General features: G+C 43.9%; 19 protein-coding genes, 1 tRNA gene and 1 riboswitch. Of the genes, 15 read left to right on the top strand and 5 right to left on the bottom strand.

Translation table 11 applies throughout. The features are described from left to right. Positions 1–3: 3 nt before the first annotated feature. On the bottom strand, positions 4–597 hold the full coding sequence (gene rsxB / locus M4S28_RS12515; RefSeq protein WP_004734040.1) for an electron transport complex subunit RsxB: 594 nt from the start codon (positions 595–597) through the stop codon (positions 4–6). Positions 598–599: 2 nt separating this feature from the next. Next, complete coding sequence (rsxA, locus tag M4S28_RS12510) at positions 600–1,178, bottom strand: electron transport complex subunit RsxA (protein ID WP_004734039.1); 579 nt, start codon at positions 1,176–1,178, stop codon at positions 600–602. A 414-nt stretch (positions 1,179–1,592) separates the two neighbouring features. On the opposite strand from rsxA, the gene M4S28_RS12505 reads away from it, so the two are divergent. Then, positions 1,593–2,833, top strand: a protein-coding gene (locus M4S28_RS12505; protein WP_445329536.1) for an IS3 family transposase whose coding sequence is annotated in 2 segments (ribosomal slippage) — positions 1,593–1,965 and positions 1,965–2,833 — 1,242 coding nt in all. Because the reading frame shifts where the segments join, the coding sequence is not laid out codon by codon here. Between the two features lie 143 nt (positions 2,834–2,976). Here the strand turns inward: M4S28_RS12505 and M4S28_RS12500 are convergent. After that, positions 2,977–3,052 (bottom strand) — tRNA-Asn (locus tag M4S28_RS12500). A gap of 509 nt (positions 3,053–3,561) precedes the next feature. Between M4S28_RS12500 and uvrB the strand changes: the two genes are divergently transcribed. The 3 genes from uvrB (at position 3,562) to luxU (ending at position 7,652) form a co-directional block, all read left to right on the top strand. Next, on the top strand, positions 3,562–5,592 hold the full coding sequence (gene uvrB, locus M4S28_RS12495) for an excinuclease ABC subunit UvrB (RefSeq protein ID WP_017084035.1): 2,031 nt from the start codon (positions 3,562–3,564) through the stop codon (positions 5,590–5,592). Positions 5,593–5,894: 302 nt separating this feature from the next. After that, entirely contained in the window at positions 5,895–7,283 is a 1,389-nt protein-coding gene (gene luxO / locus M4S28_RS12490; protein WP_004734031.1) for a quorum-sensing sigma-54 dependent transcriptional regulator LuxO, read from the top strand. A 24-nt stretch (positions 7,284–7,307) separates the two neighbouring features. Further along, positions 7,308–7,652: a quorum-sensing phosphorelay protein LuxU gene (luxU, locus tag M4S28_RS12485; protein WP_004734030.1), complete on the top strand. Its 345-nt coding sequence runs from the start codon at positions 7,308–7,310 to the stop codon at positions 7,650–7,652. 90 nt (positions 7,653–7,742) lie between these two features. On the opposite strand, the gene M4S28_RS12480 is transcribed toward luxU, so the two are convergent. Continuing rightward, positions 7,743–8,630 carry a YvcK family protein gene (locus tag M4S28_RS12480; RefSeq protein ID WP_017063463.1) on the bottom strand — a complete coding sequence of 296 codons (888 nt, stop codon included), beginning with the start codon at positions 8,628–8,630 and terminating at the stop codon, positions 7,743–7,745. 194 nt (positions 8,631–8,824) lie between these two features. Next, a riboswitch (molybdenum cofactor riboswitch) is annotated at positions 8,825–8,977 on the top strand. Here M4S28_RS12480 and moaA point away from each other — a divergent pair. The 11 genes from moaA (at position 8,966) to M4S28_RS12425 (ending at position 19,145) form a co-directional block, all read left to right on the top strand. Beyond that, positions 8,966–9,955, top strand: a complete 990-nt coding sequence (moaA, locus tag M4S28_RS12475) for a GTP 3',8-cyclase MoaA (protein ID WP_026012219.1) — start codon at positions 8,966–8,968, stop codon at positions 9,953–9,955. It overlaps the preceding riboswitch by 12 nt. A 90-nt stretch (positions 9,956–10,045) precedes the next feature. Then, on the top strand, positions 10,046–10,558 hold the full coding sequence (gene moaB / locus M4S28_RS12470) for a molybdenum cofactor biosynthesis protein B (protein WP_017084034.1): 513 nt from the start codon (positions 10,046–10,048) through the stop codon (positions 10,556–10,558). 12 nt (positions 10,559–10,570) lie between these two features. Then, positions 10,571–11,050 (top strand): cyclic pyranopterin monophosphate synthase MoaC, encoded by a 480-nt coding sequence (gene moaC, locus M4S28_RS12465; RefSeq protein ID WP_004734026.1) that lies wholly within the window; start codon positions 10,571–10,573, stop codon positions 11,048–11,050. Further along, positions 11,047–11,292 (top strand): molybdopterin synthase sulfur carrier subunit, encoded by a 246-nt coding sequence (moaD, locus tag M4S28_RS12460; RefSeq protein WP_004734025.1) that lies wholly within the window; start codon positions 11,047–11,049, stop codon positions 11,290–11,292. Before moaC ends, moaD begins: the two co-directional genes overlap by 4 nt. Positions 11,293–11,294: 2 nt before the next feature. Continuing rightward, a complete protein-coding gene (gene moaE / locus M4S28_RS12455) occupies positions 11,295–11,768 on the top strand; it encodes a molybdopterin synthase catalytic subunit MoaE (RefSeq protein ID WP_004734024.1) in 474 nt (157 codons plus the stop codon). A 663-nt stretch (positions 11,769–12,431) separates the two neighbouring features. Beyond that, positions 12,432–14,063 carry an ABC transporter substrate-binding protein gene (locus tag M4S28_RS12450; protein ID WP_102456671.1) on the top strand — a complete coding sequence of 544 codons (1,632 nt, stop codon included), beginning with the start codon at positions 12,432–12,434 and terminating at the stop codon, positions 14,061–14,063. 114 nt (positions 14,064–14,177) lie between these two features. Beyond that, positions 14,178–15,098 carry an oligopeptide ABC transporter permease OppB gene (gene oppB / locus M4S28_RS12445; RefSeq protein ID WP_004734022.1) on the top strand — a complete coding sequence of 307 codons (921 nt, stop codon included), beginning with the start codon at positions 14,178–14,180 and terminating at the stop codon, positions 15,096–15,098. A 15-nt stretch (positions 15,099–15,113) separates the two neighbouring features. Next, the gene (oppC, locus tag M4S28_RS12440) at positions 15,114–16,016 is read left to right on the top strand and encodes an oligopeptide ABC transporter permease OppC (RefSeq protein WP_004734021.1); all 903 of its coding nucleotides are present in this window, start codon (positions 15,114–15,116) and stop codon (positions 16,014–16,016) included. Positions 16,017–16,058: 42 nt separating this feature from the next. Beyond that, the gene (locus tag M4S28_RS12435; RefSeq protein ID WP_017078105.1) at positions 16,059–17,030 is read left to right on the top strand and encodes an ABC transporter ATP-binding protein; all 972 of its coding nucleotides are present in this window, start codon (positions 16,059–16,061) and stop codon (positions 17,028–17,030) included. Further along, the gene (gene oppF / locus M4S28_RS12430) at positions 17,027–18,013 is read left to right on the top strand and encodes a murein tripeptide/oligopeptide ABC transporter ATP binding protein OppF (RefSeq protein ID WP_004734019.1); all 987 of its coding nucleotides are present in this window, start codon (positions 17,027–17,029) and stop codon (positions 18,011–18,013) included. Before M4S28_RS12435 ends, oppF begins: the two co-directional genes overlap by 4 nt. 193 nt (positions 18,014–18,206) lie before the next feature. Further along, entirely contained in the window at positions 18,207–19,145 is a 939-nt protein-coding gene (locus M4S28_RS12425; RefSeq protein ID WP_249631901.1) for a glutathione S-transferase family protein, read from the top strand. A 92-nt stretch (positions 19,146–19,237) separates the two neighbouring features. On the opposite strand, the gene pta is transcribed toward M4S28_RS12425, so the two are convergent. Further along, entirely contained in the window at positions 19,238–21,403 is a 2,166-nt protein-coding gene (gene pta, locus M4S28_RS12420) for a phosphate acetyltransferase (RefSeq protein WP_004734017.1), read from the bottom strand. Positions 21,404–21,465: the final 62 nt, after the last annotated feature.

Here is a 21,465-nt window from a genome sequence, read left to right as displayed (position 1 = left end):
ACCCTATGCTTTAGGCTCTGACGCGGTCGCATCAGTTGCTTGGTTAGTGATATCAGTAACAGGAATGATGTTCATCTGCCATTTCCAATTTTCAGTCGTTGTTGCCACTGGAATCATTTCGATACAGTCAGTAGGGCACGGTGCGACACATAGATCACAACCTGTACATTCATCTTTGATTACTGTGTGAAGTGCCTTGGTGCCACCAACAATGGCGTCGACAGGGCAGGCTTGAATGCATTTGGTACAGCCAATACACATATCTTCATGAATGAAGGCAACGGTTTTTACTTTGTTATCTAAATCATGAGCGGAGTCTTCAACTTCTACGCCCATTAAATCTGCAAGCTTCTCAATCGTAGCTTGGCCGCCCGGAGGACATTTGTTGATCTTGTCTCCGTTAGCGATCGCCTCTGCGTATGGACGACAACCTGGGTAGCCACACTGACCACACTGAGTTTGCGGCAATATGGTGTCGATTTGATCAACGATCGGATCGGCTTCCACTTTAAAGCGGATAGAAGCAAAGCCTAAGATAGCGCCAAAAACGGCGGCTAAAACGGCGAGTGCAATGATTGCAATTAAGATGGTACTCATGCTTACTTCACCAACCCAGTAAAGCCCATAAATGCCAGAGACATTAGGCCTGCTGTGATCATCGCAATCGATGCGCCTTTGAAGGGCATTGGAACATCAGCAACCGCAATACGCTCACGCATTGCAGCAAATAGGATCAATACAAGCGAGAAACCAACCGCAGCGCCGAAGCCATAGATGATCGACTGAATGAAGTTGTGGTTTTCATTGATGTTCAGAAGTGCCACACCTAATACCGCACAGTTGGTGGTGATAAGAGGCAGAAAGATACCCAATAGGCGATATAGCGTTGGGCTGGTTTTGTGAACGACCATTTCCGTAAATTGAACAACCACTGCGATAACCAAGATGAAACTCATAGTACGCAGGTATTCAATACCCAGAGGGGTAAGGATGTAGGTTTCTACTAGGTATGCAGAGACCGACGCTAACGTCAGAACGAAAGTCGTCGCGAGGCCCATGCCAATCGCAGTCTCCAGTTTCTTGGAGACTCCCATAAATGGACATAGTCCTAAAAACTTCACTAGCACAAAGTTATTGACCAGCACTGTGCCAACCAACAACAAAAGGTATTCGGTCATAATGGATTAATTCTTGAGATTCCGATCCCGATATTATCCTGCTTTGCTCACCTAATAACAACCAAGGATCACTAGGGATTTAGATGCTTGGTGAAAAAAACATCAGGTAATCGATTGATTATTAAAGTTACCGTAAGTATAGACGGCCAATTTTTACTTCGTGAGACAGTTTATAGGAGTAGTTAAACTGGATCTTTCATAAGATCATTCTTGAATTGAACTCGATCTGCTTCCTACGAATAGGGTCATATTTGTGGCTTTTTGTGCTCAGAACTATCAAAAAGAGGCGTGAAAGAGGCGAGTAAAATACGAGCCCAAAGCACTAAAACGCAAAAAGCCGCATCGAGTGATGCGGCTTCTTTAAATTTGGCCCCTGTCCCGTCCTGAAATGTGTTTACACATTGAGGATTAATGATGACCATTCCAAATAAACACTACGTTAAGCGCACTCAGCGTGATTACACACTAGGCTTTAAATTGCAGGTTGTAGACGCCATCGAAAAAGGCGACATGACCTATAAACAAGCCCAATCAATTTACGGCATACAAGGTCGTTCGACTGTTCTTACTTGGTTAAGAAAGCATGGCAAAATGGATTGGACTACCAATCCAAGGAAGAGCACGATGCCTAAATCACCGAGAGCGAATGAAACGCCTGCCCAAAAAATAAAACGACTTGAACAAGAGCTCGAAGATGAACGTCTCAGATGCCTTCTTCTTAATAGGGTTGTTGATATTCTTGATGCTGAGCACGGGATGTCGCTAAGAAAAAAGTATATAGCGAAGGAGCAAGAAGCCTTCAAAAAGAGAAAAAAGTAAGCTTAAATAAAGCTTGCTCATTGCTCAATATATCTCGTCAGTGTGTCTATCAGAGAGAAAAGCGTGAGACCACTCGTCAGGCTGAGCTTGCTCCTGTGAAAGAGATGGTGCTTGAACTAAGACGGTTCATGCCTCGGCTGGGAGCTCGTAAGCTCTATTTCTTACTGAAGCCGAAGTTGATAGCTAAGGGAATAAAACTTGGCCGTGATGCTTTGTTTAATTACCTCAGAGAAGAGCGCTTACTCGTTAAGCCGAGACGAAGTTACACCAAAACAACGAACAGTAGGCACTGGATGAAAAAACATCCGAACTTGCTAAAAGAAGTCGTTCCGTCCAAACCAGAAGAAGTTCTGGTGAGCGACATCACTTATGTTCAATCGAACGAGGGCGTTCATTACTTGTCATTGGTTACCGATGCCTTCAGTCGTAAAATCATGGGTTATGAAGTCAGCAATGAAATGAAAGCGAGCGATGTTGTGAAGGCCCTAGATATGACGGTAAAAACTCGATGTTATCGTCATGCGACAATCCATCACTCAGATAGAGGGCTTCAGTATTGTTCTAGTCTTTATCAAGAGAAGCTTAAAAAGCATGGCATAACACCGTCAATGACGGATGGTTATGACTGTTATCAAAACGCGTTAGCTGAGCGTGTCAATGGTATCCTCAAGCAAGAATTCTTGCTTACTCAGTGCAAAGATCTTCGTGAGTTGAAAACGCTTGTTGAGGAGTCGATATATACGTACAACGAAATGAGGCCGCATCTCAGCTTAGGTATGAATACGCCAAATAAGATGCATGAAAAAAGCCAGCAACTTGCGTTACTGGCTTACTAAAATCGTCAACGTATTTTAGGACGAGACACCCCTTGTCGAGACTTGAACGCGGGCGGCTAGGTTTGTGACATTAACTTGGAACAAGTTAGTCGCAGTTATATACGAAAAAAGCCCAATCTTTCGATTGAGCTTTTTTCTGAATTTGGCTCCCCTTGCAAGACTTGAACTTGCGACATACGGATTAACAGTCCGCCGTTCTACCAACTGAACTAAAGGGGAATTGCTTGTTAGCGACGCGAATTCTAATAATAGTCCGAATTTCTGTCAATAAAAAATAGCAGAAAAAAATAATATAAAAAACTTTACTTTCTTGGACGCCTTACCGGATTTAGCTTTTCTTTAGTTATCCACCAAAATTGTGGATAAGTGTGTGTGTGAAACTTTAACAACAATAATTGGGATAAATCTGAGAATATAAAAATCTGAGGTAAGGTAATGTATTTAAAAGATTTGTATCAAAATATCACGATTGTATAACTTTTGACGATTATAAAATATACAGTAAAACAAGTGCTATTTTTAGATTTTTTGGGGAAAAGTAGTGGATTAAAAATTGAGTGATTTAGCTGAAGAGATCTTGCAAGGGCACGGATAATACCAAGTTCTAAAAGTAAAAGCTATCACTGATATCTAATCTTAAGAAGCATTTCTCTAGATAATAGTTGCAACTACACTCCTCCTAGAGTGACAATGACCTGATTATAAAAACAGTATGGAAATGGCGACCTATGAGTAAACTCTTTGACTTGGTATCGGACTATAGCCCGTCCGGTGACCAGCCGACAGCGATAACCAGATTACTAGATGGATTAGATTCTGGTTTGGCACATCAAACTCTATTAGGGGTAACGGGCTCTGGTAAAACCTTTACTCTTGCCAACGTCATTTCTCAATCTCAAAGACCAGCAATCTTGTTAGCGCCTAACAAAACGTTGGCAGCTCAACTTTATGGCGAGATGAAATCTTTCTTTCCGAATAACTCCGTTGAGTACTTTGTTTCTTACTACGATTATTACCAACCGGAAGCCTACGTTCCAACCACGGATACCTTTATCGAGAAAGATGCGTCGATAAATGCTCATATTGAGCAAATGAGACTTTCAGCGACCAAAGCTTTGTTAGAAAGAAAAGATGCCATTATTGTTGCGTCTGTATCGGCTATCTACGGTCTTGGTGATCCTAAGTCTTATTTGAAGATGATGCTTCATTTGAGTCGTGGTGAGGTGATGGATCAGCGAGACATTCTACGCCGCTTGGCTGAGCTGCAATATTCAAGAAACGATGTCGCGTTTGAGCGTGGGCAGTTCCGTGTTCGTGGTGAAGTTATTGATATCTTTCCCGCTGAATCTGACCAAGATGCGGTTCGAATTGAAATGTTCGATGACGAAGTGGACTGCATTAGTATTTTTGATCCTCTGACTGGTGCGGTGAAACAAAGAGACTTACCGCGTTTTACCGTTTATCCAAAAACTCACTATGTCACCCCAAGAGAGAAGATCCTTGAGGCGATTGAGAAGATTAAGGATGAGTTGCGCGATAGGGCTCAATATTTAAAAGACAACAACAAACTGTTAGAAGAACAGCGTATTTCTCAAAGAACTCAGTTTGATATCGAGATGATGACTGAGCTGGGTTTCTGTTCCGGTATCGAAAACTATTCACGATACTTGAGCGGCCGTGCGGAAGGGGAAGCGCCGCCAACGTTATTCGATTATCTGCCTGATGATGGTTTGCTGATCATCGATGAGTCACACGTAACCGTGCCGCAAATTGGTGCGATGTATAAAGGTGACCGTTCTCGTAAAGAAACCTTGGTCGAGTTTGGCTTTAGACTGCCTTCTGCATTGGATAACCGTCCGATGAAATTTGAAGAGTTCGAATCGATCGCGCCACAAACCATTTTTGTGTCGGCCACGCCGGGTAATTATGAGATTGAGAAATCAGATGGTGAGATTGCTGATCAAGTGGTGCGTCCTACTGGTCTGTTAGACCCAATCATCGAAGTAAGACCTGTCGCGACTCAGGTGGATGACTTGCTGTCTGAAATCAGAATCCGTTCAGTGAAAGAAGAGCGCGTATTGGTCACTACGTTGACTAAACGAATGGCAGAAGACTTAACCGAATACCTTAGTGAGCATGGTGTTAAGGTTCGTTACTTGCACTCAGATATCGATACCGTTGAGCGTGTAGAGATCATTCGAGACCTACGTTTGGGCGAGTTCGACGTGTTAGTGGGTATTAACTTACTTCGTGAAGGTTTGGATATGCCGGAAGTATCGCTGGTGGCGATTCTTGATGCTGATAAAGAGGGTTTCTTACGTTCTGAGCGTTCTCTGATTCAAACCATTGGTCGTGCAGCTCGTAACTTGGAAGGTCGAGCTATCTTGTATGGTGACTCGATTACCAAATCAATGAGAAAAGCGATTGATGAAACTGATCGTCGTCGTGAGAAACAGCAAGCCTATAACGAAGAGCAAGGTATCACGCCACAAGCGCTTAAACGTAATATCAAAGATATTATGGAGCTGGGTGATCTAACCAAGTCGAAGCAGCAGCGCCAATCGAAGCAAGTTCCTCTATCTAAGGTTGCAGAGCCTTCTGAAAGTTATGCAGTACTTACACCGCAACAGCTTGATAAAGAGATCAGCAAGCTAGAAGCTGCGATGTATCAGCATGCTCAGAACCTAGAATTTGAATTGGCAGCACAGAAGCGTGATGAAATTGAGCAACTAAGAAAGCAGTTTATTACCAACAGCTAATCTCACTTTTCACTTAAGAAGTTGATCCCCTCAAGACAAGAATTGAGAGTGTTTCAGGCAAAAAAACAGCCAGTAGTAAATGTTCTACTGGCTTACGTTTGTGAACACTCGGTCCACTAACAACGTCAGTTGGCTAGGTGACCCGAAGGTCATTTATACCGTTGCATCGTTCGTGCCAGATAGATAAAACATTGATTGTTTGAAGTAAGTAAAAAAACACACTACAAATATTGTGGCTAATTTGCATAATGCAAAGCGGAATGCGACTATAATAAGAAATGCAAATTATAAATGGCTAGGATATGCAATCAAAAACGCTAGATAACAAATCGAAGTATTTGTTGATGGTAGAGGATACCGCTTCGGTAGCAGCTTTATATCGCTCGTATCTTACACCGCTCGAAATTGATATCAACATTGTCGGCACTGGCCGCGATGCAATCGAGAGTTTGAATCATCGAATCCCAGACCTTATTTTATTAGATCTACGTCTGCCTGACATGACCGGTATGGACGTGCTATTTGCTGTAAAACAAAAGTACCCTGAAGTTCCGGTTATCTTCATGACGGCTCACGGTTCTATCGATACCGCCGTAGAAGCTATGCGTCATGGTTCTCAAGATTTCCTTATCAAACCGTGTGAAGCCGACCGACTCCGTATTACGGTGAACAACGCGATCCGCAAAGCCACCAAACTTAAAAACAGCTCGGAACATCCGGGAAACCAAAACTATCAAGGTTTCATTGGCAGTAGCCAAACCATGCAGCAGGTTTACCGAACTATCGACTCTGCAGCATCGAGTAAAGCCAGTATTTTCATCACGGGTGAAAGTGGTACGGGTAAAGAGGTATGTGCAGAAGCTATTCATGCGGCGAGCAAGCGTGGTGACAAGCCTTTCATTGCGATTAACTGTGCGGCTATCCCTAAAGATCTAATTGAAAGTGAGCTATTTGGCCACGTTAAAGGCGCCTTTACCGGTGCTGCAACTGATCGTCAAGGTGCCGCTGAACTTGCTGATGGCGGAACACTATTCCTTGATGAATTGTGCGAAATGGACTTAGAGCTGCAAACCAAGCTGCTGCGCTTTATCCAAACCGGTACTTTTCAAAAAGTTGGCTCTTCGAAGATGAAGAGTGTCGATGTTCGTTTCGTATGTGCAACCAACCGTGACCCTTGGAAAGAAGTACAAGAAGGTCGCTTTAGAGAAGATTTATACTATCGTTTATACGTGATTCCATTGCACCTGCCGCCATTGCGCGAGCGCGGTGAAGATGTCATCGAGATTGCGTACTCGTTACTAGGTTACATGTCGGTTGAGGAAGGTAAGGCGTTTGTGCGTTTTGCTCAGGAAGTGCTTGATCGCTTTAATCAATATGAGTGGCCGGGTAACGTTCGTCAGCTACAAAACGTATTACGGAACGTGGTGGTATTGAATAACGGCAAAGAGATTACTCTCAACATGCTTCCACCACCATTGAACCAACCGATTGAAAACAGCTTGCGCTTGAAAGAGAAGCAGAACGAAGACATCACGGTAAAAGATATTTTCCCATTGTGGATCACTGAGAAGACGGCTATCGAACAGGCCATAAAAGCGTGTGACGGCAACATTCCCCGCGCGGCCGGTTTCTTAGATGTCAGTCCATCGACGATATACCGTAAGTTGCAAACGTGGAATGCGAAGCAGTAATCACCAAACAATAAGAAAATCATAATGACGAAAGTATTAAATCAGCAAAAAGTTGATGAGCTTGCCGGTGAAATAGGGCAAGAGAATGTACCAGTTTTGCTGGAAATCTTCTTAGGTGAGTTGAAAGGCTACTACGAACATCTAGAGATAAATAAAGCGTCGGATACATCTAAGTACTTGGCTGATATAAGCCATGCACTTAAGAGTAGCGCTGCGAGTTTTGGCGCAGATTCTTTGTGTAGTTTTGCGATTAGCTTAGACGCAAAAGTGAAGCAAGCATTGCCTGTAACCGATATTGATTTCCAAGATATGCAAGAGCTCCTGTTATCAACGTACACTGAATATCAGCAGTTGATGACGGATCTCTAAAGCGGCGAGTTATTAAAGAGACTAAAAAAGGAGCATGATGCTCCTTTTTTGTTTTTACTGGTCTCTGTCGTTTAGCCTAAGCTACAAGCATTAAGCCAGTTGATCCCTAATCGCTTGTTGGAGTTTTAAACGGTCGTGTCGCCAATCTCGGTTAGGAGAGGCAAGATCAGTGGTCACACAATTCCATTGCCCTTCTAATTCAGGGTGTGGTTCATTGCCCAGTACAATGTCTATTTTTCTTGCCTTACAGGTACGTTCACACCACTCCAATTGTTCTTGAAGCGTCATTTTTCCTGCAGGGCCGTGTTCTGGCGAAAGGTTTTCAACAAAGATAACTTTTGCCTTGGTATTTTCCGCGATTGCTTTGCCAATTTCTGGCAGTAGCAGCGGGGGCATCACACTGGTTAAAAAGCTTCCTGGTCCAAGGACAATGCAGTCTGCTTGCTCAACTGCAGCAACAGCTTCTTTGGTTGCCGGTACTTCTGGAGATAAGTCCATCATGCGCAGCTTTTCTGTCATGTCATCAACGTTAGTTTCGCCAGTTACCCAACGACCGTCCATTGATAGCGCCGTGAGATCAGAAGGGTGCTCGGTCATCGGGACGATATTGACATCGACTTTGAGCATATTTCGAATTAGGTTAATTGCTTCCAATGGGCGAACGGAAAGGTTGTCTAGCGCCGTTAGCATTAGGTTACCTAAGTTGTGACCATCGAGTTCACCCTGACCGCGAAAGCGATATTCAAACATCATCGAACTGATCGAAGGTTCTGTGATTAATTGGTTGATACAGTTACGAGTATCTCCCCAAGCAATACCACCTTGGCAGTCTCGAATTCTTCCGGTGGAACCACCATTATCTGTCGTTGCAACAATGCCAGTTGCGTTGTTACCAAAGTCTTTTAATGCAGCTAGCATGCGACCTAAGCCATGGCCCCCACCGATTGCTACGACTTTTTTTGAAGAGTAAATATTCATTTTTTGTTCTTGTTAGATTATTACCAACTATAATTTAGGTTAAATGCTTCTCGTCAGATACTCAACAAGAGTTATTTTGAGGGTTTGATACGTTTTTTTTGCCGATGTGACCCGTTTTTTGTCATCAGAGCTAGATTCACGTACAAATATTAAGTATTTTATTACTCAGCTACTGCGCGTGTGAATATAACGTGCAGTTGCCATAACTCCGAGCTCTCGCATGCTAAGTCGCACAGTGGTATTTGCTGTACCGATACGCATCAAGAGCCAGTGACATGTTGTCACAAGGGCTTAATTGGAAATGATTATGCCTCCCGTGTTTGGAAAGGTGTTCCGTGGCGCAACAATTCGAAGATAGATTCCATCGCAAGTTTTATTACTTGCGCTTGTCGGTTACAGACGTCTGTAACTTTAAATGTACTTACTGCTTGCCAGATGGTTATAAACCGTCAGGGCAAAAAAACTCGTCTTTTTTAAGTGTTCCCGAGATCAAACGTATTGTTAAAGCGTTTGCAGATTGTGGTACCTCAAAGATCCGCATTACAGGCGGAGAGCCGAGCCTGCGTAAAGACTTTCCTGAAATCATACATACTGTTGCTTCTACTCCAGGCATCGAAAAAGTAGCCACGACAACGAATGGCTACCGCATGGAGAAACAAGTAGGGCAATGGCGTGATGCTGGTTTAACCCATATAAACGTGAGCGTGGATAGCTTAGATTCGCGCATGTTCCATCAGATCACTGGTGAGAATAAGTTTACAGAGGTTATGCGAGGCATTGATAAAGCGTTTGAGGTTGGCTTTGAACAAGTCAAAGTCAACGTCGTATTGATGAAAGACCTCAATAGTCAGGAATTACCAGCCTTCCTTAATTGGATCAAAGACAAACCCATTCAATTACGTTTTATCGAGCTGATGAAAACCGGCGAGATGGACGAGTTGTTCGATAAACACCATGTGTCTGGCGTTGCGATCCGCAACCAGCTTATTGCTAATGGTTGGCTGTTAAAAGTCAAAGCCGTTAATGATGGCCCCGCGCAAGTGTTTGTCCACCCAGACTACAAGGGTGAAATCGGTTTGATCATGCCTTACGAGAAAGACTTTTGTGAGAGTTGTAACCGACTGCGTGTTTCTGCGACCGGTAAACTTCACTTATGTCTGTTTGGCGACCATGGTGTTGAACTGAGAGATCTAATTCAAGAAGATCAACAAGAGCAAGAGCTCATTGATCGAATTCAGGCTCAGCTTCAAACCAAGTCCGTTAGCCACTTCTTGCATGATGGCAACAGCGGCATGACTCCAAACTTGGCGTCAATCGGCGGTTAACCCGCTATATACTCTAAAGCATTTTATCGCTCAGCTTCTTTAAGCTGGGCGAATCAGTCTAATCATTGAAAAATTTATATAGGTGAACAAATGGGTCACGCAGAAAGCAAATTTCAAGCAGCAAACATCGCAGTACTAACCGTTTCAGATACTCGTACAGAAGAAAATGACACGTCAGGTGGTTACCTAGCTGAGCATGCTAAAGAAGCAGGCCACAACGTGGTCGATAAGCAAATCGTTATCGATGACATGTACAAGATCCGTGCGATCGTATCTCAGTGGATTGCTGACGAAAGCGTTCAAGCGATTATGATCACTGGCGGTACGGGTTTTACATCTCGTGACAGTACACCTGAAGCACTTAAACCACTATTCGACAAAGAAGTAGAAGGCTTTGGTGAGCTTTTCCGCCAAGTGTCTTACGAAGAGATTGGTACATCGACGATTCAATCTCGTGCGATTGCGGGTTTTGCTAACCACACAGTAATCTTTGCGATGCCAGGTTCTACAGGTGCTTGCCGCACAGGTTGGACTAAGATCATCAAGCAACAGATGGATGCGAGTCACCGTCCTTGTAACTTCATGCCACATCTTTCTGTATAAGGTGGATTGAGCATGAGCCAATTTACACATATTAACGCGTCTGGCGAAGCGAACATGGTCGATGTATCGGCTAAAGCAGAGACAGTACGTGAGGCGAGAGCAGAGGCTTTCGTTCAAATGTCAGCAGAAACGCTAGAGCTGATTGTTTCTGGCAGCCACCATAAAGGTGATGTTTTCGCAACGGCACGTATTGCTGGTATCCAAGCAGCGAAGAAGACGTGGGACTTGATTCCACTGTGTCACCCTTTGCTACTCACTAAAGTAGAAGTACAACTTGAAGCCATTGAGTCTGAAAACAAGGTTCGTATCGAATCGGTATGTAAGCTTGCAGGTAAGACAGGCGTAGAAATGGAAGCGCTAACGGCCGCTTCTGTTGCCGCGCTAACGATTTACGATATGTGTAAAGCTGTTCAGAAAGACATTGTTATCGAGAATGTGCGCCTGTTAGAGAAGACAGGTGGTAAATCAGGACACTTTAAGGTGGAATCATGATTACTGTACTTTTCTTTGCTCAAACTCGTGAACTTGTCGGTGTTGACAGCCTAGAGATCGATGCGCAATACAATACTATTGAAGCGATTCGCAGCCACCTTGTAACACAAGAAGGGAAATGGGATATCGCATTGGAAGAGGGCAAGCTGCTGGCAGCACTCAACCAATCAATCGTACCTTTGACGACTGAAGTGAAAGACGGCGACGAAGTGGCTTTCTTCCCACCAGTTACTGGAGGTTAACCATGAATGACTCTCGAGTTATTGATCCAAGAGTATTGGTTACTGCTGAAGACTTTTCTGTGGGTGGCGAATACGATTATCTAGCTCAAGGTACGGCTGCGGGAGCGGTTGTGACGTTTGTTGGTAAAGTTCGCGACATGAACCTTGGCGATAACGTGATTGGTTTGTCTCTGGAGCATTATCCGGGTATGACAGAGAAGTCGTTGAGCGAGATCTGTGATCAAGCTGAAGCGCGCTGGCCTATTCAGAAGATGCGAGTGATTCACCGCGTTGGTGACCTAGATATCGGTGACCAGATTGTTTACGTTGGTGTATCCAGTGCACATCGTGGCGCTGCCTTCGAAGCGTGTGAGTTTGTTATGGATTTTCTGAAAACCAAAGCGCCGTTTTGGAAAAAAGAACGTACTACTGAGGCGACTCGTTGGGTTGACTCTCGAGACTCCGACGCGAAAGCAGCGGAGCGTTGGAAGAAGTAATCCACTCCATAGCGTGTTTCGATCTTAACGTGAAAGTGTATTTCAGGTTGGGACGTAGATAGTAAGAAAGCCGACGTTTGACGTCGGTTTTTTTGTGCGTGCTACAAAGTGATTTATAAATAAAAGGTTCTTTAATAAATGGTTAAGCAGTCAAGTTGCATATGAATTCAACGCGTGATTTAGTCTGTCTTGGTGCATTTCCAAATCTGTTTTGGTGCAGTGCTTTATGCTGTTTTGTATAAAGTGATAATCCTCACAAATAGTGCAGTCTATTTAGGGGATATGTGATGTGCAATTAGATTTCATGTGGCATTAATGTTAATTTGCCGACAGTGTTCTAGCATAAGATGCTAAATAAAAGTATCAATTCAGATACATCAACACTAAAGGCTGTTTTTTAATTAATTCCTATGTGTAATTAACTATTCATTAGGTTTTTATTAGAGATTTACACTGTGACCTTGAGTAATTCGGAGAATTATCCGATTTTTTGCGACTTGTTTATGGCAAATTACTTCAATGGTTGATAGTGTGTGCCTCAATCTTTGTAAGGTTTTAGATTTTTATGCTTAAATTTTGAGCTAAATAAATCTAAATCACTGCCGTTCAGTGAACTTAGCAAAGAAGTCATGGATGCAATACGTAAAACTTGGAGTTTATTAAATGTACAAGAATAAAATCACTCAGGCCCTTCTTCTAGGTGCTGGTTTGGCAGTGGCTGCCACTTCTACTCTTTCTATCGCTGCTGAAGTTCCAGCAGGCACAGAACTAGCAAAAGTTCAGGAACTTGTTCGCGGTAACGGTACTGAAGTTGCGACTATCGACCCACACAAATCTCAAGGTGTACCAGAATCTCACGTAATTCGTGATCTTCTAGAAGGTCTAGTGAACCAAGATGGCGAAGGTAATACAATCCCAGGTGTAGCCGAAAGCTGGGAAACGACGGACAACAAAACATTCACTTTCCACCTACGTAAAGATGCAAAATGGTCTAACGGCGATCCTGTAACTGCTGAAGATTTCGTTTACAGCTGGCAACGTGCAGTCGATCCTGCCACTGCTTCTCCATATGCTTGGTACATGGAATATACCAAGATGGTGAATGCGAAAGACATCGTAGCGGGTAAGAAAGACAAGAGTGAGCTAGGTGTTAAAGCTGTAGATGCAAACACGCTTGTTGTTGAACTAGATACAGCGGTACCATATTTCGTAATGATGATGGGCCACACAACAATGAAGCCAGTACATCAGGCGACTGTTGAAAAATTCGGTGACCAATGGACTAAGCCGGGTAACTTTGTAGGTAACGGCGCGTTTTCTGTCGATAAATGGGTTGTTAATGAACGCCTAGTACTAAAGCGTAACGATCAATACTGGAACAATGATAAAACTGTTCTGAATAAAGTAACGTTCCTACCAATCGAAAACCAAGTTGCGGAAATGAACCGTTTCCTATCTGGTGAAATCGACTTTACAAATGAACTTCCAACTGAGCACTTCAAGCGCCTTAAGAAAGAGTATGCGGAAGATGTATCTGTAGCGGGTAACCTATGTACTTACTACTACATCTTTAACACTAAGAAAGCACCATTTGATGATGTTCGTGTACGTAAAGCAATCTCTTACGCAATTGACCGTAATATCGTAAGTGACGCAATCCTAGCACAAGGTCAAAAACCAGCTTACTTCCTAACGCCTGAAATCACAGCTGGCTTTAACCCTGAACTTCCTGCTTACGGCAAGATGTCTCAAAAAGAACGTAATGAAGAAGCTGCACGCCTTCTTGAAGAAGCGGGTTACGGCAAAGACAACCCACTAAACTTCAACCTACTTTACAATACTTCTGAAAACCACAAGAAGATTGCTGTAGCGCTAGGTTCTATGTGGAAGAAAACACTGGGTCTTAAAGTAACGCTTGAAAACCAAGAGTGGAAAACTTACCTATCTTCTAAAGATTCAGGTGATTTCGAAGTAGCACGTGCTGGTTGGTGTGGTGACTACAACGAAGCGTCGTCATTCCTAACGCTAATGAAGAGTAACAACACTACCGGTGGTGTTCACTACGATAGCGCTGAGTACGACCAAATCATTGATAAAGCACTTAACTCTACATCAGCAGAAGAGCGTGAAGCACTTTACCTAGAAGCTGAGGCGTTAATGGCTAAAGACATGCCTATCGCACCTATCTACCAATACGTGAAATCACGTCTACTAAATCCGCACGTTGGTGGTTTCCCTATCAACAACGCGGAAGATAAGATCTTCTCGAAAGACTTATACATCAAAGCTCAATAATAAGCTTCGATTCTAAAAAGTTAATATAACTATAACGATACAGACACTACATGCGCAGAGCGCGCATGTAGCGTCTTTCTAATTTTAATTGTCACAGACTGAAAGAGTGAGTTTATGCTTAAATTCATTATGAAAAGGATATTTGAAGCGATTCCAACCATGTTGGTGTTGATCACTATATCTTTCTTTCTCATGCGTTTCGCACCGGGTAACCCGTTTTCAAGCGAACGTCCATTACCGCCAGAAGTTATGGCTAACATCGAAGCTAAATACGGCTTAGATAAACCTGTATTTGAACAGTACACCACGTACTTGACCAACATCCTTCAGGGTGACTTTGGTCCATCTTTTAAATACCAAGATTACACAGTAAATGAGCTGATTGCTGTTGCGCTTCCAGTATCTGCGAAGGTAGGTTTTGTTGCCTTTATCTTCACATTATTGATGGGGGTAACGGTCGGAACCATTGCCGCCTTGAAGCACAACACCTGGATCGACTACACCATAATGTCGACCGCCATGCTCGGGGTGGTCATGCCATCCTTCGTGTTGGCTCCAGCGCTTATCTACCTATTCTCTCTACACTGGCATATATTTCCAGCAGGTGGTTGGCACGGTGGTACGTACATGTACATCGTCCTACCCGTTATCGCGATGTCTCTGTTATACGTAGCAACCTTTGCTCGTATCACTCGCGGTAGCATGATTGAAACCCTAAACAGTAACTTTATCCGTACAGCTCGAGCTAAAGGTCTAAGTTACCGTTATATCGTTCTTAAACATGCACTTAAGCCAGCAATGCTACCTGTTGTTTCATACATGGGGCCTGCGTTTGTAGGTATCATTACAGGTTCAGTTGTTGTTGAAACCATCTTCGGCCTACCGGGTATTGGTAAGCTGTTTGTTAATGCCGCGTTTAACCGTGATTATTCGTTAGTAATGGGTGTAACCATTTTGATTGGTTTCCTATTCATCTTGTTCAACGCAATCGTTGATATTTTACTAGCGCTTATTGACCCGAAAATTCGCTACTAGCAGGGACGCATGGTTATGTTGAAGAAAAAAGAAAACTTAGAAGCGATCGAAAAATTCTCTGAGAGTTTGGAAATTGAAGGTCGTAGCTTGTGGCAGGACGCGCGTATTCGTTTTATGCGCAACAAAGCCGCAATGATCAGTCTGTTCATTCTAATTGTTATGGTGCTATCGGTAATCTTCTTACCTATGTTGGCACAGCATGCTTACGATGATACTGACTGGTACGCAATGCACGTAGGCCCAAATGCTGATCACTGGTTTGGTACCGACAGTTTAGGCCGTGACCTATACGTTCGTACGATGATTGGTGGCCGTATTTCTCTTATGGTTGGTGTGATGGGCGCATTCGTAGCGGTACTGATAGGTACGCTTTACGGTGCAGCTTCAGGCTTCATTGGCGGTCGCACTGACCGAGTGATGATGCGTATCCTGGAGATTCTATACGCCGTGCCATTCATGTTCCTAGTTATCGTACTGGTGACGTTCTTTGGTCGTAATATCGTACTTATTTTTGTTGCTATCGGCGCGATTGCTTGGCTCGATATGGCGCGAATCGTACGTGGCCAAACGTTGAGTTTACGTAGTAAAGAATTCATTGAGGCTGCGCACGTATGTGGTGTCAGCAAATGGAAAATCATTACACGTCATATCGTACCGAACGTATTGGGTATTGTTGCGGTTTACTCAACGCTACTTATTCCAAGCATGATCCTTACTGAATCATTCTTATCTTTCCTTGGTCTTGGTGTTCAAGAGCCTATGACAAGTTGGGGCGCGCTGTTACAAGAAGGCTCGCAAACAATGGAAGTTGCTATTTGGCAACTGGCATTCCCAGCGGCATTCATGGTAGTTACGCTGTTCTGCTTTAACTACGTAGGTGATGGTCTGCGCGACGCGCTTGATCCAAAAGACAGATAAAGAAATAGCAATTAAAAGCTATAAAAGATTAAGGAAGCAATAATGAGCTTATTAGATGTCAAAGATCTGCGCGTCGAATTTACCACGCAAGATGGTATCGTAACCGCAGTAAACGACCTGAACTTCTCACTCAATCAAGGCGAAACGCTGGGTATTGTTGGTGAGTCGGGTTCGGGTAAATCTCAAACGGTATTTGCACTGATGGGACTGCTGGCTAAGAACGGCATCATCTCTGGCAGTGCAAAGTTTGAAGGTAATGAGATTCTCAATCTACCTGAGAAAGCACTGAACAAAGTTCGCGCTGAACAGATCGCGATGATCTTCCAAGATCCAATGACGTCACTGAATCCTTACATGAAAGTATGTGATCAGTTGATGGAAGTTCTTATGCTGCATAAAGGCATGGGCAAAGCGGAAGCGTTCGAAGAATCAGTACGTATGCTGGAAGCGGTGAAAATTCCTGAGGCACGTAAGCGTATTACCATGTATCCACACGAATTTTCTGGCGGTATGCGTCAACGTGTGATGATTGCAATGGCTTTGCTATGTCGTCCAAAACTACTGATTGCTGATGAACCAACAACGGCGTTGGATGTAACCATTCAAGCGCAAATCATGGAATTGCTGAACGAGCTTAAAGATGAGTTCAATACAGCAATCATCATGATCACCCATGATTTGGGTGTAGTTGCCGGTTCTTGTGACAAAGTTCTAGTGATGTACGCTGGCCGTACCATGGAATACGGCACAGTAGATGAAATCTTCTATGAGCCTAGCCACCCTTATGCGGAAGGCCTGCTTAAAGCAATTCCTCGTTTGGATACCGAAGGTGAAATTCTGCCGACGATTCCAGGTAACCCACCTAACTTACTTCGCCTACCAACCGGTTGTCCTTATCAAGACCGTTGTCACCGTGTAATGGACCGTTGTAAGCAAGAAGCACCAATTTTGCAGCCATTTGCGAAAGATCGTCAGCGTGCTTGTTTTTCTGACTGGGAGACTTGGACAAAATGAGTAAAGAATTACTATTAGATATTAAAAACCTTAAGGTTCACTTTAGCATTGCGGCTAAGTCTGCTTGGCCTTGGGCGAAACCATCAAACCTTAAAGCGGTTGATGGTGTGGATGTTCACCTTTACGAAGGTGAGACTCTGGGTGTAGTAGGGGAGTCTGGCTGTGGTAAGTCAACATTTGCACGCGCAATTATTGGCTTAGTTGAGGCAACTGAAGGCGAAGTTATGTGGTTAGGTCAAGACCTGACTAAGATGCAGGAAGTTAAGCGTCGAGAGACTCGTAAAGAGATTCAGATGATCTTCCAAGACCCACTAGCATCGCTTAACCCACGTATGTCAGTTGGAGACATTATTGCTGAGCCTCTACAAACTTTCTATCCTGAGCTTTCTAAACAGGAAGTGAAGGACAGAGTTAAAGAGATGATGGCAAAGGTTGGTCTACTACCTAACGTAATCAACCGTTACCCACATGAATTCTCTGGTGGTCAGTGTCAACGTATCGGTATCGCGCGTGCACTTATCTTGAAGCCTAAGATGATCATCTGTGATGAGCCGGTTTCTGCTCTGGATGTCTCTATCCAAGCTCAAGTAGTAAACCTTCTTATGGAACTACAGAAAGAGTTAGGTTTGTCTTTGGTATTCATCGCGCACGATTTGTCGGTTGTTAAACACATTTCTGACCGTGTATTGGTGATGTACTTAGGTAATGCTGTTGAACTAGGTGAATCAGATGCCTTGTTCTCAGATCCTAAGCACCCATATACCAAAGCATTAATGTCTGCAGTTCCAATTCCAGACCCTCGCTTAGAGCGCAGCAAAACGATTCAGATGTTGGAAGGTGATTTACCATCGCCAATCAACCCACCATCGGGTTGTGTGTTCCGTACTCGTTGCCCTGAAGCAACCGAGGCCTGCGCGCAAACCAAGCCAACCATTCAAGGCGATGACGTACACGCAGTATCTTGCTTGCACGTACAAGTCTAGAACCCATTTAAAACGGTTCAGCCTGTGACAGGCTTAAGCGCAACTTTTTATAGGTTGCGCTTTTTTTATGCTTACGTATTCGAGCACCTTCACCTTCATCAAATTATTTGAACAACTAAGCCAACTTCTTCTAGTTTTGAAAAAGTTGGCTTTTTTTATACTAGAGAAAAGTTTGGATGACAGAGGTTTGGATATGGGTAAGTTAGTTGAAGGTGTTTGGCATGACGTTTGGTATGACACCAAAGAAAGCGGTGGCAAGTTTGTTCGCGAAGATGCAGGCTTTCGTCATTGGATAGAGAACAAAGCCGGTGCACAATTTCAGCCAGAAAGCGGTCGTTATCACTTATACGTATCATTGGCTTGCCCTTGGGCGCACCGAACTTTAATCTTCCGTGAACTTAAAGAGCTAACCGATCATATTGACGTGACGGTCGTCTGCCCAGACATGATGAGTGAAGGGTGGCAAATGGGGCTACCTGAACCTCTATTCGGCCATACTCGTATGCACCAAATTTACACTCAAGCCAAACCTGACTACTCAGGCCGAGTAACGGTTCCAGTGCTATGGGACAAGAAAACCAATACCATCGTGAGTAACGAGTCGTCTGAAATTATTCGCATGTTCAACTCAGAATTTAATGAGTTAACAGGCAACACGGATGATTACTATCCGTGGGAGCTAGCCAAGAAGGTTGATGAGTGGAACGAGTATATCTATCCGAACATCAACAACGGCGTTTATCGTACTGGCTTTGCAACGACACAAGAAGCTTATGAAGAAGCGTATGACGCGTTATTTGAGGCGTTAGACAAAGTAGATGCACATCTTGGTGAACATCGTTATCTAGCGGGTAATGACATCACAGAAGCAGACTGGAGGTTGTTTACCACTCTGGTTCGATTCGATGCAGTGTATGTTGGTCACTTTAAGTGTAACAAGCAGCGAATTTCAGACTACGTCCATATTCAGGGTTACTTAAAAGAGCTCTACCAGATCGAAGGCATCAAAGAGACGACCGACTTTTATCACATCAAGCGTCACTACTATTACAGCCATACAGGTATCAACCCAACTCAAGTTGTGCCAAAAGGACCAACGCTAGATTTAGAATCAGCCCACGGGCGAGGTTAGATTAATCTTAAGATCATCAAATAACCTTAAGCATTAGACATAAAAAAACCCTAGATAAGAATCTAGGGTTTTTGCTTTCTACAAAAGAAAAATTAGTTAATTACTTTTTCTTCAGCTTGAGCTGCTTGATCTGCTTGGATAGCCGTTAGAGCTACAGTGTAAACGATATCGTCTACTAGAGCGCCACGAGACAAGTCATTTACTGGCTTGCGCATACCTTGAAGCATTGGACCGATAGACACTAGGTCTGCTGAACGCTGTACAGCTTTGTAAGTCGTGTTACCCGTGTTTAGGTCTGGGAATACGAATACTGTAGCTTTACCTGCAACTGGAGAGTTAGGCGCTTTAGAAGCGGCTACGTTTTCCATGATTGCTGCGTCGTACTGAAGAGGACCGTCGATCACTAGATCAGGACGTTTCGCTTGAGCAAGTTTGGTTGCTTCACGTACTTTATCTACGTCTGCACCTTTACCAGATTCACCAGTAGAGTAAGAGATCATAGCAACGCGTGGGTCGATACCAAATGCCGCAGCAGAATCTGCAGATTGGATAGCGATTTCAGCAAGCTGTTCAGCTGTTGGATCTGGGTTGATCGCACAGTCACCGTATACAAGCACTTGATCAGGCAGAAGCATGAAGAAGATTGAAGATACGATAGAAGCATCAGGAGCTGTCTTGATGATCTGGAACGGAGGAACGATTGTGTTCGCCGTTGTGTGAACAGCACCAGAAACTAGGCCGTCAACTTCACCAGCTTCAAGCATCATAGTGCCAAGGAATACTGAATCGTCTAGCTTCTCACGAGCGACTACTTCAGTCATACCTTTAGCGCCACGAAGTTCTACTAGACGAGCTACGTAGTTTTCGCGAACTGATGCAGAATCGATGATCTCAACGCCAGCGCCTAGCTCAACACCTTGTTGTGCAGCAACGCGACGGATTTCGTCTGGGTTACCAAGAAGCACACAAGTTGCGATACCGCGTTCAGCACAGATAGAAGCTGCTTTAACAGTACGTGGCTCATCACCTTCAGGAAGAACGATACGCTTAGCCGCTTTACGAGCGAATTCAGTTAACTGGTAACGGAATGCTGGTGGGCTTAGACGACGGATGCCTTGAGTACCTTCAGATAGAGAATCAATCCAAGGGCCATCAATGTGGCTTGCAACGTGATCGTTAACGAACTCGATACGCTCTTTATCGTCTGCAGGCACTTCTAGGTTGAAGCTCTGTAGGTTTAGAGACGTCTGCCAAGTGTTACCTTGAGCCTTGAAGATCGGTAGACCTGACGCGAATGCTGGTGCACAAAGGTTAGCAATGCTTTCTGGAATGTCGTAACCGCCAGTCAGTAGGATTGCGCCAATCTCAACACCGTTTTTCGCAGCAAGAGCCGCAGCAACGATAACGTCAGGACGGTCTGCAGAAGTTACTAGCAGTGAACCTGGTTTGAAGTGCTCAATCATGTGCGGTAGAGAACGTGCACAGAAAGTGATGCTCTTAATACGACGAGTTGAGATTTCACCTTCGTTAACGATTTCAGCGTTAAGGTGCTTAGCCATATCAACCGCGCGAGTTGCGATTAGGTCGATGCTCCATGGCACACAGCCAAGAACACGGATAGGGCTAGAGTTGAAGATTTGCATTACTTCAAGGTTCGCTTGTTGAGCGCTATCTGCATCATCGAAGATTTCAGAAAGGTCAGGGCGAGTACGGCCAGCTTCATCAACAGGTGCATTCAGTTTGTTAATAATAACGCCTGAGATGTTCTTGTTTTTAGTGCCGCCGAAGTTAGAACATGCTACTTCGATGTGCTCTTTAAGCTGAATAGGGTTGTATGTACCCGGAGTCGCAACGAATACGATCTCTGCGCCTAGTGTTTTAGCGATTTCCGCATTCACTTGGTTAGCAAATGGGTGCTTACGAGTAGGTACTAGACCTTCGATAAGCGTTACTTCTGCGTCTTTGTTGATCTTGTTGTATTGCTCAACAACAGACTCTAGAAGCTCGTCCATTTTTTCGCTACCGATCAAAGCTTCAGCTTTAGTCATTGCGATTGGCTCACCAATCTTAATGTCGCTGTTTGCGCTGATGATAGTAGACGTTAAATCAGGTTGGTTACCACCGCTGCGAGGTTGAGCGATTGGCTTGTAGAAAGAAACACTTACGCCCTTACGCTCCATAGCGCGAAGAACACCCATGCTAACACTAGTAAGACCAACACCAGCGCTTGTAGGGATAAGCATAATAGTACGGGACATTGACGAACACCTTTGACTATTGGAAATAAAAAAAGCTCAACTGCTATTCCCACCGATATTTA

Origin of the sequence: Vibrio sp. J383 (assembly GCF_023503985.1) — a bacterium.
Classification (GTDB): Bacteria; Pseudomonadota; Gammaproteobacteria; order Enterobacterales; family Vibrionaceae; genus Vibrio; species Vibrio splendidus.
Note: the sequence above shows the minus strand (reverse complement) of the source record. Positions and strands in the feature narration are given on the sequence as shown.

What these genes read in the sequence shown, in the direction of transcription:
- rsxB (WP_004734040.1), bottom strand. Translation starts at nt 597, where the DNA reads ATGAGTACCATCTTAATTGCAATCATTGCACTCGCCGTTTTAGCCGCC.
- rsxA (WP_004734039.1), bottom strand. Translation starts at nt 1,178, where the DNA reads ATGACCGAATACCTTTTGTTGTTGGTTGGCACAGTGCTGGTCAATAAC.
- uvrB (WP_017084035.1), top strand. Translation starts at nt 3,562, where the DNA reads ATGAGTAAACTCTTTGACTTGGTATCGGACTATAGCCCGTCCGGTGAC.
- luxO (WP_004734031.1), top strand. Translation starts at nt 5,895, where the DNA reads ATGCAATCAAAAACGCTAGATAACAAATCGAAGTATTTGTTGATGGTA.
- luxU (WP_004734030.1), top strand. Translation starts at nt 7,308, where the DNA reads ATGACGAAAGTATTAAATCAGCAAAAAGTTGATGAGCTTGCCGGTGAA.
- M4S28_RS12480 (WP_017063463.1), bottom strand. Translation starts at nt 8,630, where the DNA reads ATGAATATTTACTCTTCAAAAAAAGTCGTAGCAATCGGTGGGGGCCAT.
- moaB (WP_017084034.1), top strand. Translation starts at nt 10,046, where the DNA reads ATGGGTCACGCAGAAAGCAAATTTCAAGCAGCAAACATCGCAGTACTA.
- moaC (WP_004734026.1), top strand. Translation starts at nt 10,571, where the DNA reads ATGAGCCAATTTACACATATTAACGCGTCTGGCGAAGCGAACATGGTC.
- moaD (WP_004734025.1), top strand. Translation starts at nt 11,047, where the DNA reads ATGATTACTGTACTTTTCTTTGCTCAAACTCGTGAACTTGTCGGTGTT.
- moaE (WP_004734024.1), top strand. Translation starts at nt 11,295, where the DNA reads ATGAATGACTCTCGAGTTATTGATCCAAGAGTATTGGTTACTGCTGAA.
- M4S28_RS12450 (WP_102456671.1), top strand. Translation starts at nt 12,432, where the DNA reads ATGTACAAGAATAAAATCACTCAGGCCCTTCTTCTAGGTGCTGGTTTG.
- oppB (WP_004734022.1), top strand. Translation starts at nt 14,178, where the DNA reads ATGCTTAAATTCATTATGAAAAGGATATTTGAAGCGATTCCAACCATG.
- oppC (WP_004734021.1), top strand. Translation starts at nt 15,114, where the DNA reads ATGTTGAAGAAAAAAGAAAACTTAGAAGCGATCGAAAAATTCTCTGAG.
- M4S28_RS12435 (WP_017078105.1), top strand. Translation starts at nt 16,059, where the DNA reads ATGAGCTTATTAGATGTCAAAGATCTGCGCGTCGAATTTACCACGCAA.
- oppF (WP_004734019.1), top strand. Translation starts at nt 17,027, where the DNA reads ATGAGTAAAGAATTACTATTAGATATTAAAAACCTTAAGGTTCACTTT.
- M4S28_RS12425 (WP_249631901.1), top strand. Translation starts at nt 18,207, where the DNA reads ATGGGTAAGTTAGTTGAAGGTGTTTGGCATGACGTTTGGTATGACACC.
- pta (WP_004734017.1), bottom strand. Translation starts at nt 21,403, where the DNA reads ATGTCCCGTACTATTATGCTTATCCCTACAAGCGCTGGTGTTGGTCTT.